Annotated in this window: 13 protein-coding genes; 5 read left to right on the top strand and 8 right to left on the bottom strand. The window is 58.7% G+C overall.

The genetic code is table 11. The annotated features are described in order from the left end of the window. Positions 1–32: 32 nt before the first annotated feature. From NF681_04980 to NF681_05000, 5 genes are all read right to left on the bottom strand, one after another. The gene (locus NF681_04980; protein ID UST54561.1) at positions 33–890 is read right to left on the bottom strand and encodes a hypothetical protein; all 858 of its coding nucleotides are present in this window, start codon (positions 888–890) and stop codon (positions 33–35) included. Between the two features lie 37 nt (positions 891–927). Next, entirely contained in the window at positions 928–1,602 is a 675-nt protein-coding gene (locus NF681_04985; GenBank protein ID UST54562.1) for a TetR/AcrR family transcriptional regulator, read from the bottom strand. Positions 1,603–1,713: 111 nt separating this feature from the next. Then, the gene (locus NF681_04990) at positions 1,714–2,157 is read right to left on the bottom strand and encodes a phasin family protein (GenBank protein ID UST54563.1); all 444 of its coding nucleotides are present in this window, start codon (positions 2,155–2,157) and stop codon (positions 1,714–1,716) included. An 81-nt stretch (positions 2,158–2,238) separates the two neighbouring features. Then, positions 2,239–3,369, bottom strand: a complete 1,131-nt coding sequence (gene gmd, locus NF681_04995) for a GDP-mannose 4,6-dehydratase (protein UST54564.1) — start codon at positions 3,367–3,369, stop codon at positions 2,239–2,241. Positions 3,370–3,374: 5 nt separating this feature from the next. After that, complete coding sequence (locus NF681_05000) at positions 3,375–4,829, bottom strand: mannose-1-phosphate guanylyltransferase/mannose-6-phosphate isomerase (protein ID UST55874.1); 1,455 nt, start codon at positions 4,827–4,829, stop codon at positions 3,375–3,377. A 325-nt stretch (positions 4,830–5,154) separates the two neighbouring features. On the opposite strand from NF681_05000, the gene rfbB reads away from it, so the two are divergent. The 4 genes from rfbB to rfbC all read left to right on the top strand — a co-directional run bounded on the left by rfbB (position 5,155) and on the right by rfbC (position 8,621). Beyond that, positions 5,155–6,228 carry a dTDP-glucose 4,6-dehydratase gene (gene rfbB, locus NF681_05005; GenBank protein UST54565.1) on the top strand — a complete coding sequence of 358 codons (1,074 nt, stop codon included), beginning with the start codon at positions 5,155–5,157 and terminating at the stop codon, positions 6,226–6,228. Beyond that, positions 6,225–7,115 carry a dTDP-4-dehydrorhamnose reductase gene (rfbD, locus tag NF681_05010; GenBank protein ID UST54566.1) on the top strand — a complete coding sequence of 297 codons (891 nt, stop codon included), beginning with the start codon at positions 6,225–6,227 and terminating at the stop codon, positions 7,113–7,115. Before rfbB ends, rfbD begins: the two co-directional genes overlap by 4 nt. A gap of 70 nt (positions 7,116–7,185) precedes the next feature. Then, a complete protein-coding gene (gene rfbA / locus NF681_05015) occupies positions 7,186–8,076 on the top strand; it encodes a glucose-1-phosphate thymidylyltransferase RfbA (protein UST54567.1) in 891 nt (296 codons plus the stop codon). Beyond that, positions 8,073–8,621 carry a dTDP-4-dehydrorhamnose 3,5-epimerase gene (rfbC, locus tag NF681_05020; protein UST54568.1) on the top strand — a complete coding sequence of 183 codons (549 nt, stop codon included), beginning with the start codon at positions 8,073–8,075 and terminating at the stop codon, positions 8,619–8,621. The genes rfbA and rfbC overlap by 4 nt, the downstream gene beginning before the upstream one ends. A gap of 45 nt (positions 8,622–8,666) precedes the next feature. Here the strand turns inward: rfbC and NF681_05025 are convergent, their stop codons facing one another. The 3 genes from NF681_05025 to NF681_05035 are packed head-to-tail and all read right to left on the bottom strand — an operon-like array spanning position 8,667 to position 12,974. Then, the gene (locus tag NF681_05025) at positions 8,667–9,896 is read right to left on the bottom strand and encodes a class I SAM-dependent methyltransferase (protein ID UST54569.1); all 1,230 of its coding nucleotides are present in this window, start codon (positions 9,894–9,896) and stop codon (positions 8,667–8,669) included. Further along, positions 9,893–11,092 carry a glycosyltransferase gene (locus NF681_05030; protein ID UST54570.1) on the bottom strand — a complete coding sequence of 400 codons (1,200 nt, stop codon included), beginning with the start codon at positions 11,090–11,092 and terminating at the stop codon, positions 9,893–9,895. Before NF681_05030 ends, NF681_05025 begins: the two co-directional genes overlap by 4 nt. 4 nt (positions 11,093–11,096) lie before the next feature. Beyond that, the gene (locus NF681_05035) at positions 11,097–12,974 is read right to left on the bottom strand and encodes a hypothetical protein (GenBank protein ID UST54571.1); all 1,878 of its coding nucleotides are present in this window, start codon (positions 12,972–12,974) and stop codon (positions 11,097–11,099) included. 1,860 nt (positions 12,975–14,834) lie between these two features. On the opposite strand from NF681_05035, the gene NF681_05040 reads away from it, so the two are divergent. Beyond that, complete coding sequence (locus NF681_05040; GenBank protein UST55875.1) at positions 14,835–16,562, top strand: glycosyltransferase family 2 protein; 1,728 nt, start codon at positions 14,835–14,837, stop codon at positions 16,560–16,562. Positions 16,563–16,574 lie beyond the last annotated feature (12 nt).

A 16,574-nucleotide genomic window follows, 5' to 3' on the forward strand; every position in this document is an offset into this window, starting at 1 on the left:
GGCCGCGGCCGGGACGCGCGAGCGCCGGTGCATCAGCCGATGCCGGCGGTCCGCGCCAGTTCGGCGTCCAGTCGCTCGCGCGCGTCGGCCGGCACGATGGCCGCGGCCCGCTCGTAGAGACGTCCGGCCTCGGCGATCTTCGCATCCCCCTCGAGCATCATCAGGCCGCGCGCGTATTCCATCCAGCCGCTGGCGGAATGGGAATTCAGCGCCACGCCACGCTCGAACATGGCGACGGCGGTCTCGGCGCGCACGCCGTAGGTCATGCGCGCGACCAGGGCACCGACCTTGTCGATCACCTCGGCATGGAACGTTCCCAGCGCGATGTGCGCGTCGGCGTGCAGCGGCTCCAGCGCGACGACGCGCTCGAGCGCCTCCTTGATCCGTCCGCCCAGGCCCTGCGCCAGCGCCCGCGCCACGCTGATGCCCTGGCTGTAGCGCCCGAGCGCGTAGGCCTCCCAGAACAGCGCCTGCGGATCGTCGGGATTCTTGACGAGCTGGTTGGCGGCGCGTTCGGCCACCTGCAGGAACAGGGCCAGCCGCACCGACTCGCGCGGCTCCAGGTAGTTGGCGTAGACGGCGGTGGCCTGGTTGGCGAGCGTGAGGCCCTCGGCGCCGTGCATCAGGCCGGCCGCCGCGGCGCTCTCGAACTGGCCCATGTGGAAGAGCATCCAGCCGTCGATCAGGCCCGACGACGGCAAGCCCAGCGCCTGGCCGGCGTGCAGCCGCGCCCAGCGCGACAGCAGGGTGTCGGCATCGAAGCGCGGCACGTCCGGGTAGGGCATCGCGACCCAGGGGCCGGTCGCGGGCTCCGGGGCGGGAACGGCCGCAGCCGGGCGTCGCGGGGCGCCGGGCAGGAACGCCAGGGGCTTGAAGTTCGTCATCGGCATGGGGTCGCTGGGCGCCGGGTTCGGACGTCGCGGGTGGTCATGCGGCCAGGGCGAGGTCGTCGCGGGCGTACGCACTGCTCAGCTCCAGCAGGTGCCGGCGCTGCGCGGGCGCGAGGTAGGGGGCCATGAGGTGCAGGGTGTGGTGCGCGCCGCGCAGCAACGCCGCCTGCGCGTGCGCGGGTTCCAGCGCCTCGCGCGGATTGCGCACGTACTCGTAGCTCAGCCAGTAGGTCAGCACGACCACCATGCTCTGCGCCAGCATGCCGACCTCCCTGGCGTCGATGTCGAGGTGACCGGCGCGGCCCAGGCCGGCGAGCATGGCGCGCACGGCCTCGGTCTTGTTCTGCAGCACGTTCTGGAAACGCATCTCCAGGTGCCGGTTCTTGCTGAGCAGGTCGTTCAGGTCGCGGTAGAGGAAGCGGTGGCGCCACAGCAGCTCGAACAGGCTGTGCATGAAGAACCAGGCGTCCTCTACGTCGCCCACGCCGTCCGCGGCATGGAGCAGCTCGTCGAGTTCGAGCTCGTAGGCCTCGCAGAGGCGGTTGATCAGCTCGTCCTTGGCCGGGTAGTGGTAGTAGAGGTTGCCAGGGCTGATGTTGAGTTCGCTCGCCACCAGCGTGGTGGACACGTTGGGTTCGCCGAAGCGATTGAACAGGTCCAGCGCCGCCTCCAGGATGCGCTCTGCGGTGCGTCTCGGCGCCTTCTTGGCCATGGTGGTGCCCTGGTTGGTGTCTCCAGGACACTCTAGCTCAACTGTTACCTTTCAGGTACCTCACCGCGATGGAGTGCCGGGTAAGTCCGCATGGAACCGGACCGCGCGACCTCAGGACGTCTCGTCGTCCGACGTCTGACGACGCGGCGCGCGGGCGCCCGGGGCCCTCGATTTCGAGAGGGTGTCGAGTTCGTCCTCCAGGTCCTCGACGCGCGCCTTCAGGGCCGCGAATTCCTCGGCCGTGGGCGTGCCCAGGCTCGCCAGCGCGCGCGCCACGCGCTCCTCGAAGATGTTCTCCAGCTTGCCCCACCCGCCCGAGGCCTTGCTGCCGATCTCGCTGGCCAGCCCGGCCATGCGCGCCTGGGCCTGCGACAGCGTCTCCTCGGCCGCCTGCTGGGTCTTCTTCTGGATGCCGACGCCGTCCTTGACCAGTGCCTCGAACGCCTTGCTGCCTTCCTGCTGCATCTTGGCGAAGGCGCCGAGTCCGGCCAGCCAGATCTGCTGGGCCGAGTCCTTGATGCGCTCGGCGGCCTTGTCTTCTTCGGGGGTTGCCATGAACGGGTGCTCCTTGAATGCGGTGAGGGGACGCGCACGGTGCGTGCGCGTCCCCTCAGTTTGGCAGGCTCGCGGTGGTTGTCAGTCTTCCTTGCTCACCGACACGTTGTAGCCGTGCTTCTTCAGCAGCGAATGCTGGCGCGAGTCTTCCAGGTCGCGCGCCACCATCTCGGCGACCATCTCGTCGAGCGTGATCTCCGGGATCCAGCCGAGCTTGTCCTTGGCCATCGTGGCGTCGCCCAGCAGCGTCTCGACCTCGGCCGGACGGAAGTAGCGGGCATCGACCGAGACGATCGTGTCGCCGACCTGCACGCCCGGCGCCTTGTCGCCGGTGATCGCGCGCACGACCGCCTTTTCCTCGACGCCACGGCCGACGAAGTCGAGCTCGATGCCCAGCTCGGCGGCCGACTTGCGCACGAAGTCGCGCACGCTGTACTGCACGCCGGTGGCGATCACGAAGTCCTGCGCCTCTTGCTGCTGCAGCATCATCCACTGCATGCGCACGTAGTCCTTGGCATGGCCCCAGTCGCGCAGGGCGTCCAGGTTGCCGACGAACAGGCACTTCTCCAGGCCCTGGGCGATGTTGCACAGGCCGCGCGTGATCTTGCGCGTCACGAAGGTTTCACCGCGGCGCGGGCTCTCGTGGTTGAACAGCACGCCGTTGCAGGCGTACATGCCGTAGGCCTCGCGGTAGTTCTTGGTGATCCAGTAGGCGTAGAGCTTGGCCACGCCGTAGGGGCTGCGCGGGTAGAAGGGCGTGCTCTCGCGCTGCGGGATCTCCTGGACCAGGCCGTAGAGCTCGCTGGTGCTGGCCTGGTAGAAGCGCGTCTTGTCCTGCAGACCCAGGAGGCGCACGGCCTCCAGCAGGCGCAGCGTGCCGATGGCGTCGACGTCGGCCGTGTACTCGGGCGCCTCGAAGCTCACCGCCACGTGGCTCTGCGCGCCCAGGTTGTAGATCTCGTCGGGCTGCACCTGCTGCACGATGCGCGTCAGGTTGCTGGTGTCGGTCAGATCACCGTAGTGCAGGTGCAGGCGGCGGTTCTGCTCGTGCGGGTCCTGGTAGAGGTGGTCGATGCGATCGGTGTTGAACGAGGACGCGCGGCGCTTGATGCCGTGCACCTCGTAACCCTTTTCGAGCAGGAACTCGGCCAGGTAGGAGCCGTCCTGGCCCGTGATGCCGGTGATGAGGGCTTTTTTCGGAGTCGTGGTCATTGTTCTTATTTCGCGCGAGCGTTGAGAGGGGTGACGCGGCCGTAAGTGTCGTCGAAGCGCACGATGTCGTCTTCGCCCAGGTAGCCGCCGGACTGCACTTCGATGACCTCGAGCATCAGCTTGCCGGGGTTCTCCAGGCGGTGCACGGTGCCCAGGGGGATGTAGACCGATTCGTTCTCGCGCACCAGGATCGTCTCCTCGTCGCGCGTGACCTTGGCGGTGCCCTTGACGACCACCCAGTGCTCGGCGCGGTGGTGGTGCATCTGCAGGGACAGCTTGGCGCCCGGCTTGACGGTCAGGCGCTTGACCTGGAAGCGTTCGCCCGAGTCGACGCCGTCGTACGCGCCCCAGGGGCGCGCCACGCGGCGATGCTCGACGGCCTCGAGGCGACCTTCGCGGTTGAGCATGCTCACCACGTCCTTGACCTGCTCGGCGTACTTGACGTTGGCCACCAGCACGGCGTCCTGCGTGTCCACGATGATGAGGTCCTCGGTGCCCAGGGCCACGACCGGGCGGATCGGCGCATGCACGAAGGTGTTCTTGGCATTGAGCGCGCTGGCCATGCCGTTCAGGCGGTTGCCGGCGTCGTCGGCCGGGTACAGGTTGGCCACCGCGTTCCAGCTGCCGACGTCGCTCCAGGCGCCGTCGAAGCGCAGCACGGCGATGTCCGCGTGCTTCTCCAGCACGGCGTAGTCGATGCTCTCGCTGCGGCAGGCCGCGAAGGGTTCGCGGTTCAGGCGCACGAAGTTGCCGTCGGCGGCGGCGCCGGCGGTGGCCTGCTGGCAGGCCGCCAGGATGTCCGGGGCCTGCTGGCGCAGGGCTTCGATGAGCGTGCCCGCTCGCACCAGGAAGATGCCGGCGTTCCACAGGAAGCCGCCCTTGAGCAGCATCGACTGGGCGACATCCTCGTTGGGCTTCTCGACGAAACGCACCACGGCGTTGCCGGCCGGGGCGTCGGCGCCGTCCGCGCCGGTCAGGGCCGCGCCCGTTTCGATGTAGCCGTAGGCGGTGCTCGGCGAGGTCGGCACGATGCCGAAGGTGACGATGTGGCCGGCCAGGGCGGCATCGGCGCCGGCGCGCACGGTCTCGGCGAAACGCTCGGCATCGGGAATGTGGTGGTCGGCCGGGGCGAACAGCAGCAGGTCGTCGCTGTCGGCGAGGAGGGCGGCCGCGGCCATGGCGGCGGCGGTGTTGCGACCCACGGGCTCCAGGATCAGCTTGCCCGTCACCTTGGCGGCGTCCAGGGCTTCCTGAACCAGGAAGCGATGGTCGTCCGCGGCCATGCACGTGATCGTGTCGTTGACGCTGCGCAGGCGCTCCAGCGTCATCTGCAGCAGGCTCTTGCCGTCGATCAGGGGAGTGAACTGCTTGGGCAGCGCCTTGCGGGAAAGGGGCCACAGACGGGTGCCGTTTCCGCCGCAAAGAACAACTGGGTGAATGGATGTGGTCATGAGAGCAATGATCGGTCTTGATGGACGGGTTTTGGAGCCGTCATGCGCGTCGTCCAAGACACACGACGTTGTGACAAATTAATACAAAAGAACGCTTACTGTAACGCTCAATTGTTTCTCAAATCTTGTAGCAACAGCGTACAAAGTGGATGAAAGGGCTTGTGAACAGGCTGAAAGTCACGGATGCGGAAAGAATGCGAAACGTTTCGAGTCGCCGGATTTTCAGGTCCGGCCGACCAGCCCGGTCGGATTTCCCGGCTGGGCCCTTGTGGATAATCGCCGCTCGGACCGCCGGGATCGGCGCTCATACAAGTCAACAGGACACAAGCCCCCCATGATTCTGGTCACAGGCGGCGCCGGCTTTATCGGTGCCAATTTCGTTCTCGACTGGCTCGCGCAGAACGATGAACCGGTCGTCAACCTCGACAAGCTTACCTACGCCGGCAACCTTCAGACGCTGTCGTCGCTCGATGGCAACGCTTCGCACATATTCGTTCAGGGCGATATCGGTGATAACGCGCTCCTGGATCGACTGCTCGCCGAGCACCGCCCGCGCGCCGTCGTGAACTTCGCGGCCGAGTCCCATGTCGACCGTTCGATCCATGGCCCGGAGGACTTCGTCCAGACCAACGTGCTCGGGACCTTCCGGCTGCTCGAAGCCGTGCGTGGCCACTGGAACACGCTGCCCACAGAGGAGAAAGCCACCTTCCGCTTCCTGCACGTGTCGACCGACGAGGTGTACGGATCGCTGTCGGCCACCGATCCGGCGTTCACCGAGACGCACACGTACGAACCCAACAGTCCGTACTCGGCCAGCAAGGCCGCGAGCGACCACCTCGTCAGGGCCTGGCACCACACCTATGGTCTGCCGGTGCTCACTACCAATTGTTCCAACAATTACGGGCCGTTCCATTTCCCGGAGAAGCTTATTCCCCTGATGATCGTCAACGCGCTCGCGGGCAAGCCCCTGCCGGTGTATGGCGACGGCATGCAGGTGCGCGACTGGCTCTACGTCAAGGACCACTGCAGCGCCATCCGCCGCGTGCTCGAAGGCGGACGCCTGGGCGAGACCTACAACGTCGGCGGCTGGAACGAGAAGCCCAACATCGACATCGTGAACATCGTCTGCGACCTGCTCGACGAACTGCGTCCGCGGCCCGACGGCAAGCCGTACCGCGAACAGATCACCTACGTCACCGACCGGCCGGGCCATGACCGCCGCTACGCCATCGACGCGCGCAAGCTGGAACGCGAACTCGGCTGGAAGCCGGCCGAGACCTTCGAGTCGGGCATCCGCAAGACGGTGGCGTGGTACCTCGCCAACGGGGAATGGGTGCGCAACGTGCAGAGCGGCGCCTACCGCGAATGGGTGGAAAAGCAGTACGACACCTCGAAGGCGGCCGCATGAAGCTGCTGCTGCTGGGCAAGGGCGGGCAGGTGGGCTGGGAGCTCCAGCGCAGCCTGGCGCCATTGGGCGCAGTCGTCGCGCTCGACCACGACAGCCAGGAGTTCGCCGCCGATTTCAGCCGGCCGGAGGCGCTGGCCGAGACCGTGCTGAAGGTGCGCCCCGACGTGATCGTCAATGCCGCCGCGCACACGGCCGTTGACAAGGCCGAGAGCGAGCCCGATGTCGCACGCCTGCTCAACGCCACCTCGCCCGGCGCCATCGCCCGCGCGGCACAGGAGATCGGCGCACTGCTCGTGCACTACTCCACGGACTACGTGTTCGACGGCAGCGGCAGCGCGCCGCGGACCGAAGACGCCGCCACGGGCCCGTTGAGCGTCTATGGCCGCACCAAGCTCGAGGGTGAGCAGCTGGTGGCGCAGCATTGCGCGAAGTACCTGATCCTGCGCACCAGCTGGGTCTACGCGGCACGAGGCGGCAATTTCGCCAAGACCATGCTGCGCCTGGCGAAGGAGCGCGAGCGCCTGACCGTCATCGACGACCAGTTCGGCGCGCCGACCGGCGCCGAGTTGCTGGCCGACATCACCGCCCACGCCATCCGCGACACCCTGCGCGAGCCGTCGAAGGCGGGGCTCTATCACGCGGTCGCCGGTGGCGAGACGAACTGGCATGGCTATGCGAGGTTCGTGCTCGAGCAGGCGGAAAAGGCCGGCATCGCGCTCAAGGCCGGTCCCGACGCCGTCGATGCCGTCCCGACCAGCGCGTTCCCGACGCCGGCGCGGCGGCCGCACAATTCGCGCCTCGATACCCGCAAGCTGCAATCGACTTTCGGCTTGGTGCTGCCCGACTGGCGTGCCGGCGTGGCGCGCATGCTGCAAGAAACGCTTTGATCGTTATGCCGGCGGCGACTCACCACGGTCGCGCCCACCCTTCATCAGAAATACAAACACACGAGACGCCATGACGACCTCACGCAAAGGCATCATCCTCGCTGGCGGATCCGGGACCCGGTTGCACCCGGCCACGCTGGCCGTCAGCAAGCAGCTGTTGCCTGTCTATGACAAGCCCATGATCTATTACCCGCTGAGCACACTGATGCTCGGTGGCATCCGCGACGTGCTCATCATCAGCACGCCACAGGACACGCCGCGCTTCGAGCAGTTGCTGGGCGACGGCAGCCAGTGGGGCATGAACCTCCAATACGCCGTGCAGCCGAGCCCGGACGGGCTGGCGCAGGCCTTCATCATCGGCGCCGAGTTCATCGGCGATTCACCGAGCGCCTTGGTGCTGGGCGACAACATCTTCTACGGCCACGACCTTGCCCACCTGCTGGCGGACGCCGACCGGAAGGACGACGGCGCCACCGTTTTCGCCTACCACGTGCACGACCCAGAACGTTATGGCGTCGTCGCCTTCGACGCCGATGGCAGGGCCAGCAGCATCGAGGAGAAGCCGAAGGCGCCCAAGAGCAGCTATGCCGTCACGGGCCTGTACTTCTACGACAACCAGGTCGTCGACATCGCCAAGGCCGTGAAGCCCAGCGAGCGCGGCGAGCTAGAGATCACCGCCGTCAACCAGGCCTACCTCGACATGGGCCGGCTCAACGTGCAGATCATGCAGCGCGGCTATGCGTGGCTGGACACCGGCACGCACGAGAGCCTGCTCGAAGCCGGCCAGTTCATCGCCACCCTGGAACACCGCCAGGGCCTGAAGATCGCTTGCCCGGAAGAGATCGCGTGGCGCGCCGGCTTCATCGACAAGGAACAGTTGGCCCGCCTAGCCGCGCCGCTGCAGAAGAATGGCTACGGCAAGTACCTGAACCACCTGCTTGCCGAAGGGGTGCGCGCATGAATGTCACCGCGACGAGAATCCCGGATGTGCTGATCTTCGAGCCGAAGGTCTTCGGCGATGCACGAGGCTTCTTCATGGAGAGCTTCAACAGCCGCGCATTCGACGAGGCCGTCGGGCGGCACGTGGAATTCGTCCAGGACAACCATTCGCGCTCCACGAAGGGCGTCCTGCGTGGATTGCATTACCAGATCCAGCAGCCTCAAGGAAAGCTGGTGCGCGTGTCGACCGGTGCCGTGTTCGATGTGGCGGTGGACATCCGCAAGTCGTCCACCACGTTCGGGCAGTGGGTGGGCGTCGAGTTGAGCGCCGAGAACAGCAGGCAGCTGTGGGTGCCTCCAGGCTTCGCGCACGGCTTCTTGGTGCTCAGCGAGACGGCGGACTTCCTCTACAAGACCACGGACTACTACGCGCCAGCGCACGAGCGCAGCATCCTGTGGAACGACGAGGGACTGGGGATCGAGTGGCCGGATGTCGGTGTGATCCCGAGTCTGTCGGCTAAAGATGCAAAAGGCACGTGTTTGCCAGACGCGGACCTCTTTGACTGAGGTGATCGCTCCTGACGCTTCACTTGTGACAGGTAAAGCGCTTCTCTATCGAAGACGAGCCGCAATCGCCCTGGCCAGAGTCTTCCACTGAAGCGTTAGAAGCAGCCGACTGCCCCGGAGTGCGGCCCATAAGATGCGAACGCGTTTGGGATGGGACTTTGAATAGCGGGCAACGAAGAGAGTCAGTGGATGGATCCTGGCCCCAGTACTCGACGAAGCGGCCATCGAGAGACTCGTCAAGAGGGCATATCGACTCTGTGATTCCGACTCGGTAGCCATCCTCTGTTTGGCCAACTCCGAATCCCGCAGCGCCATCCTCTCCTCAAGCCGCGACACGGTGACCTTCAACTCCCTGATGACGTCCGTCGCTGCGGAGTGTTGCTTCATTGCATCGATGATCTCGGCCTGTAATTTCGTTTCAGTGCGTTTAAGCGATTCGAGTTCCTTGTGCTGCACGACCTTCAGAGCCAGCTCATGCTCGCGCCTTTTCAGAATGGCTGTTGTCCGCGCCTCGGCTTCAACAGCTGCATTCACCTTTGAATCGGCGAGATGATTGGTCGTGATGGACCGGCCTAGCCTACCGTAGGTCGCCCGAACCAGATTGATCTTGTTGTGTGGCGCCTGCATCAGCGCAGCAATCGGTGGAACGATGTTGCTTCCTACTGCGAGAACGCCTAGGCCTTTTCCGTGAATGAACTCGAACGACGGATAGCTATCTTTGAGCTCTGTCCAGAGACGCCATGCCCCCGAGCGGTCATCATGGAGATTGATGTCGTGGACAAGGACAATCCCTGAGGAAGAAATTTTTGGAAGCCATCTTTGGCAAACGTTCAAAAGTTCCTCGTAATTCTTTTGGCCCGTCAAATGCAACAGGTCAACGCTTGAGTCAGTGAAATAGAGGGCGGCATCTATCGACGAGACATTGCGAAGCTCGGCCATGCTGGAGTAGTCACGTTCGATAAGCCCTGCGAGTTGGCGGTAGACCTCATCGCTCTTAAGGCTTGCACCCTCCGCATTGTTCCATTGACCTACCCCATAGCATGCGCATTCAATGCCCAGCGCCTTGCCAGCTTGACAGAAAGTCAAAAGAGAAAATCCGTTGTACGTTCCAATTTCGACGACACGATTGGGACGCAATGCATCCATCAGCCAGAATCCAAAAGGAGCGTGTTCCATCCATGTGGATGCCGTCGAATAATGAGGTAACCAAAAAGATGCAACCGAAATGGCCGGATGGTTGGACAGGGGCGTCGCTGCTTGCCAGTCAGGATTCATAGGGTCTTTTGCTCAAAATAAGGATTCAGTGCGGCAAGGATTGTCGATAGCTGCTGATCCCACCCGTATGTTTCATAAGTTTGCCACGCTGTAGCACTGGCACAAGTCCCGTAGGCCTTTGGATCGCGCGCCAGTTCCAACGCCTCTTCAAGTGCGACGTCCCATTCATGCGCACGTGCCAAGCGGCCCGTCACCTTGTTGGACATCGCGTTGCGGAAAGTGGAAGTGGGTGACGCTATGGTCCAGGTGCCGACCGCTGCGGCTTCGAAAAACTTTAGTTCCGACTTGCAGTTGGTAAAAACATTGTCTTGCAGCGGTGCGATGTTTATCTCGACTTCAGCGATGGCGCGCTGCAAAGATATGTAATTCATCAGGGGCAGTATCTCGACGCGATCCCGATAGGCCCCGACCGGCCCTGTCTCATCCAGAAAACCCACTACCCGTAATCGGACGTCGGAATGTTTCTTCAGGACGCGGGCAATTGCCGGCGCAGCTACCGCAAAATCCCGGTTATGTGTAGGCGAACCACTGAAGTACCCGATAGTAATGTCGCCGCGACGGTGCCAACCACTCTCCTGCTTAGCCGCTAGCAAGGCTTCTGAATAAGCCTGCTGCTGGCGGTTCATGAAATTGGGAATAACCGCAACGCTCTTTCCGCTCAAGGTGTTTTTCATACGGGAGGCCAGATATTCGTTGGTGGTGATGCCGCCATCGCAAAGCTTTAGGCTTGCATTCAATCTTCCAATGTACGCAAACCAACTTTCCCATACCCTTGATTCCTCGGCATTCTGCCCCAGACTTTCGATCACGATGCGTACATAATCAATATCGAAAACCAGATCGTCGCTTTCGAAAACAATCTTGATCCTAAACCTGAGTGCACGCGCAATGACTCGATGCAGCGCTGCGCCATAACAGAATCTAGCTACGATGATCACGTCAAGTTCGGAGACAAATGGAACGATGCTATCGAGTTCGTCACCGCTGAACCAAGTTGCACCTACCCGTTTTTCTGGGTCAGCCTGAAGCGCCTCGACCATATTGAAAACTCGATATCGAAATGTGCTCGTATCCGGTGTGTTGTATAGCCAAACAACCCGTCGTGGACGACTGAAGAGAGCAGTTGTCCTTTTTTCTAAAGACACGTCCCAGGGAACAGAATCAAGAACCGGAGCAGCAGGCAGTAGATCGAACATTTTTTCATTGCTCCATTGAGAAATGGTTGGCAAGATGCTCGACGACTTTCCCCAAAGATTTTCCCCAATCGCGCGAAATACTATCTTCAGAGCTATTGGATTTGCGCAATATTGCATTGCCTCCCAAAGAAGTTACGCGTGATAGACCGTCAAGTAAGCTTTTTTCATCTAAATCGCAAGTCAATATATTCTTGGAGTAATTTGAAAGATCCTGCTTGATGCCATGCTTGTTTGTCAGAACGGCTACACCAGCTCCTGCCAGATCGAACGGCGGATACGATGGATGAGGTGTATCCATCAAGACAAATGCCGCATCCATTTTTGCGACAAATTCTTGATACGTCGCCCAGTCCATGCCTTCAACAAGAGTAGGTCTGACACCACGGGGTAAAGTACATTTTGGCGTATCTTTCCCAACCCAATAAAACTCCCATTCCTCTGGATCCAGTATCCCGATCCTGATTGCTTGTGCGAGAGCTGTTGCTCCCCTCCAAAACAAATTGCGATAGTTGTTTGGCCGAGCGTAAAAAAAGAATTTTTTCTTACTGTCTGGGTTGCGACTGACTCCTAATGTGCCCGCACTGGGAAATGCAGGCTCGAAAGCTATAGCGCGGCCTTTGAAGTCATATGCATCAGGCCCGCCGGTCAAGTGGTCCAAAAGCAATTGTGTGTTGACGACAATCGGAATTTCATCTTCTCCTAGTGTTTCAGAGCACAGCAGACGGTCGTCGCCGAATGGATAAAACATCCGTTCGTCCTCCTGCAAAAGATAGGCGATTTGTTTTCTTGGAACTGCCTCCAAGACTGCACGTGTACTCCACCACGAAGTTGTCAAAAATATATCCAGGTTTGTCACTGGCACCTGCATTTGTCCGCTATTGGGTGCAAATGCAACTTCAAAAGAATTTTCAAGCGATAAAGAATTGCTGCTGAGAATGCTGTTCAATACAGTAGCATCAGGCTGTTCGTGTTGAGTGATCAAACGCAACGTTGCATTGAGACGGTTTGCCAGAAGTGTTCCGAGGATGATCGATGTTCCTACGCCACCAAATAACGAGGAAGGTGCAACACTGTCAGTGACGATATTGACTCGCAGGACCGAAGCAGGAATGCTGAAGACCGGCAGAGGCCTGAGAGCTGGCCATCTAATTTCGTAGAGATCGAAGATAGAAGGGAAAAGCGGTTTTGCCGATGGTGCCGTTCGACCCTCGCTGCGACCATGCTGCAGGAAATGCACTAGAGGATTTAGTTTTGCAGCGGCAACGTCTGGATACTTTTTGAGATAGCCCGAATTGGAAAAAGACTCGCTTGGATCCCTGCCCTCTGCGGCGCCCCACTCCAAATAGTGCTTCACGGCATCAATTCCATGCGCGGCCACATCTGGATTACTAGTTAAATAATAATTGTCATCGAAAAAAGTAGACTTTCGTACGAGATCTTCCTCTTCGGTTGAAATTTCTGCAGACGAAAAATCAACAGGATGAGGATCGAGCGAGGTGGCACTTGGTGATATCGACTGGTGTGCGTTCGAAATGCCGGGATCTCGGCCTTCAAATATTCCATGCTTGATGAAATGAATGAGAGGATTTGTGCCTGATGCAGCCACGTCAGGGTACAGCGTGAGATACCCTAAGGTCGAAAACGACGGACTTGGATCGCGTCCTTCAATCGCACCGTGCTGAAGATAATGTTGTTCTGGATCCAGGCCCGCAGCAGCAACGTCAGAATAAAGGGCTAGATAAAAGGAGCTATTAAAGAAAGCTGATCCCCTTAAAAGTTCCAAATCTGTTTGTTGCGCGAGGGAGGGTTCTGTACTCGATCTGGAGTTACGGACTGGCATGAGGCTTAAATCTTCAATTTTGTACACGAGGCTGGCTGTCATGATCGAGCTTGCTATCTTCGTTCAGGACAGGATGTTTGTGCGATCGCCGATTCAGACATGTTAGCGATCCATCGAGAATTTTACCTTTGCGAGGCCGCTTACGTGCACTGGGGTTGCGATGAATCTACAGAAAGTGTCGCTAGACTTTGCGACGATCGATGCTGTGACTGTCGAGATCGACTCTATGTGTCTAGAATCCAACTTCGCTTTTCTTGTGGCGAATTTTCCTTGCATCGTGGTTTGCCGTGATCGCTCAAGACGCTCGCGGACATGCTAGGAGGTAGAGGAAGAAGACTTCAAAATCATCTTTTGTATCATCTGATTGTTTGCGAACTGGGGTAAACAAGTCAGATTCAAGAAAGTAGAATCCAGATTTTCATCGCTCGGCAATGAGGTTTGTTGACAATTATGCATCGATGGATTTTGGGGTCGCCCAATAAAATTGGGCGAAGTGCTCTGTCGACGGTGAATTTCTAGCGAAACAGCATTTGGAAATCCGGCCCCTACGAATATATAAGACTTATGCACAACAAAACTCTCGAAGAACTGTATCGTTGCCATAAGGGCAAGATATCTGACAAATGGTCTTTATATATCAAGGAATATGCGCGAATTTTCGAAGATTATAGGTCGGCCCCTATCCGGATGCTGGAGATCGGCATTCAGAACGGCGGTTCTTTGGAAATTTGGTCTGATTATTTCGAGAACGCTTCGTGCATCATCGGATCCGATATAGACTTCTTGTGTTCGGAATTAGAGTATGTTAATCGAAATATATGCGTTGTAATTGGCGATGCCAATTCGGACGAGGTTGCTCGTGAAATATTTGCGAAATGCGATGTGTTCGATATCGTGATCGACGATGGTTCGCATCGATCGAGTGATATTGTTCGATCATTCGCCAGATATTTTCCTGCAGTAGCAGATGGGGGTCTGTATGTGGTGGAAGATCTACATTGCAGTTATTGGGGCAGCCATGAGGGCGGTCTTTTCGATCCGCTCTCGTCGATTTCATTTTTCAAAGCTCTGGCCGATGTGATCTCCCATGAGCATTGGGGTGTTAGCCTTTCCAGGCAAGAGCTGATCGTGGATTTTCGCGACGCTTATGGAATCGATATGGTCGATGAGGTTTTGGCCAGCATACATTCAGTAGAATTTGTTAATTCGATGTGCTTCATTCGACGAATGCCGCCATCATCGAATGTCCTTGGCCTTCGTTTCATCACTGGCCAGCATGCGGTTGTAAGTTCAGCCATGAGGGGGCTGCATTTGAGCCACTCGAGTGCTCCCTCTCAGGTGAACAATGACCGGTCTATTCGATCTTTTAGCGCGCGTGAAATCGAATTGCAGGCCAGCATCCGAAGCCTGACGCGGGCGATCGAATCCCAGAGTGCCGAGATACTTGAAGGCAAGACGAGAATTCTGGATATTGAAAGGCAGAGCGATCGGCTCGCGGAGAGCAACGAAAAAGCGACGCGGGAGTTGATCTTCCAGACTTCGCGCGCTGATGAAATGCAATCGAAATATGAGAATCTGTTGGGCAAGTACACAAAACTAAAACGTATTGATGCGGGAAAAATAGAAGCTCGAAAGGTGGAGGAAAAAATCCAAAGAGCATTGGCGCCGTACGTGCTTGAGCTTGACGATGTTCGGAATTCAACAAGCTGGCGTTTGAGTGCGCCAGTACGATGGGTAGGCGGCAAAGTGAAGACATTAAAAAATACAAGGCGGGGTATTTCTGCCATGCTTGAACGCCATGGTGGCTTATCGGGGACGCTTAGTCAGTCCATCAAACTGTGGCGCGCGACCGGATGGCACGGTATCAGCCGGAGTTTGCGAGGTCTGGCGGCCGGCTCTGTAATGACCAACTCTGGAAAGGCTGTCGCCAATGACTACGCTGCGTGGGTCGAGCGATATTACACACTCGATGACACGAAGCGTGGTGAGATCCGCGCAATGATCGAAAATCTGGCAGATGTTCCCCGAATTTCGATTCTTATGCCGACTTACAAGGCCAAGCTATCTTGGCTGTCCGCCGCCATCGAATCGGTGCGTAACCAGCTCTATACGAATTGGGAGTTGTGCATCGCGGACGATGCCTCCCATTCGCCAGAGACGTCTGAACTACTCGACTCCTTCGCTCGCCTGGATCCGCGCATCAAGGTGGTCCATCGGTCCGAGAATGGCCATATTTCAGCTGCGTCGAACAGCGCGTTGGCACTTGCGACCGGTCATTGGATCGCATTGATGGATCATGACGATCTGCTGTCGGAAGACGCCTTGTTCTGGATGGCGGATTACATCGATGGTCATCCGGATGTCAAGCTCATCTATTCTGATGAAGACAAGGTGGACGAAGACGGAAATCGAAAGGATGCTTATTTCAAGCCCGATTGGAATCTGGATCTCTTTTATTCCCAGAACATGTTTTCTCATCTGGGATTGTATGATGCGGATTTGATTCGCAAAGTTGGAGGTTTCCGCACAGGGTTCGAGGGGTCGCAGGACTACGATCTTGTTCTTCGCTGCATCGAGCATGTGACGCCGGCACAGATAGGTCATGTCCCGAGGGTTCTTTACCACTGGCGTGTCCACCCGCAGAGCACCGCGAGTTCAACCGATGCCAAGCCTTATGCGCAACTGGCTGGCGAAAGAGCCTTGAACGAACATTTTTTGCGCTCTGGCATCAGGGGACGAATAGAATATGTTGGTAATGGCTACAGGGCGTTCTACGATTTGCCTGATCCGCAGCCACTTGTATCGCTGATTATTCCAACGCGCAACGCGTTGGGCCTTGTGCGTCAATGTATCGACAGCATTTTAAGTCGGACAACTTATCAGAATTACGAAATTATCTTAGTAGACAATGGTTCGGATGACGCGGATTCGATCGGGTATTTTAAAACGCTTGCCGAGCATCCTAAGATCAGTGTGATGAGGGATGATGGAGAATTCAATTACTCCGCGCTCAACAATGCCGCGGTTCTCCGAGCCAAGGGCGAATATGTCGGATTGATCAACAATGACATCGAAGTCATCACGCCCGAATGGCTCTCCGACATGGTTGCAATTGCCAGCCAGCCTGGTGTCGGTGCTGTAGGGGCTCGTCTCTGGTACTCCGACTACACCCTTCAGCATGGCGGTGTCATCTTGGGGATCGGTGGCGTTGCAGGGCATGCGCACAAAAGGTTACCTAAAGAGCGCAGGGGATATTTCGAACGTGCTGCATTGATGCAATCCTTTTCCGCAGTTACCGCAGCATGTCTGGTCATCCAAAAAAAGCATTACCTGGCGGTGGATGGGCTCAATGAGACTAATCTGAAAGTCGCTTTCAACGACGTTGATTTTTGTATCAGGCTCCGAGATTTGGGTCTCAGGAACGTTTGGACACCGTACGCTGAGCTTTTTCATCATGAATCTGCTACACGCGGTGACGATACGCATCCGGAGAAGCAGAAGCGGTTCGAATTGGAAGCTCGGTATATGCTCACTCGTTGGGGAGATGCCTTGAGACATGATCCGGCATATAACCTCAACCTGACGCTGGTTCATGAAGATTTCAGCTTGGCTTGGCCGCCAGCAATTTAAAGAGGGCTCGAT

This window comes from Comamonadaceae bacterium OTU4NAUVB1 (assembly GCA_024372625.1).
GTDB lineage: Bacteria > Pseudomonadota > Gammaproteobacteria > Burkholderiales > Burkholderiaceae_C > Variovorax.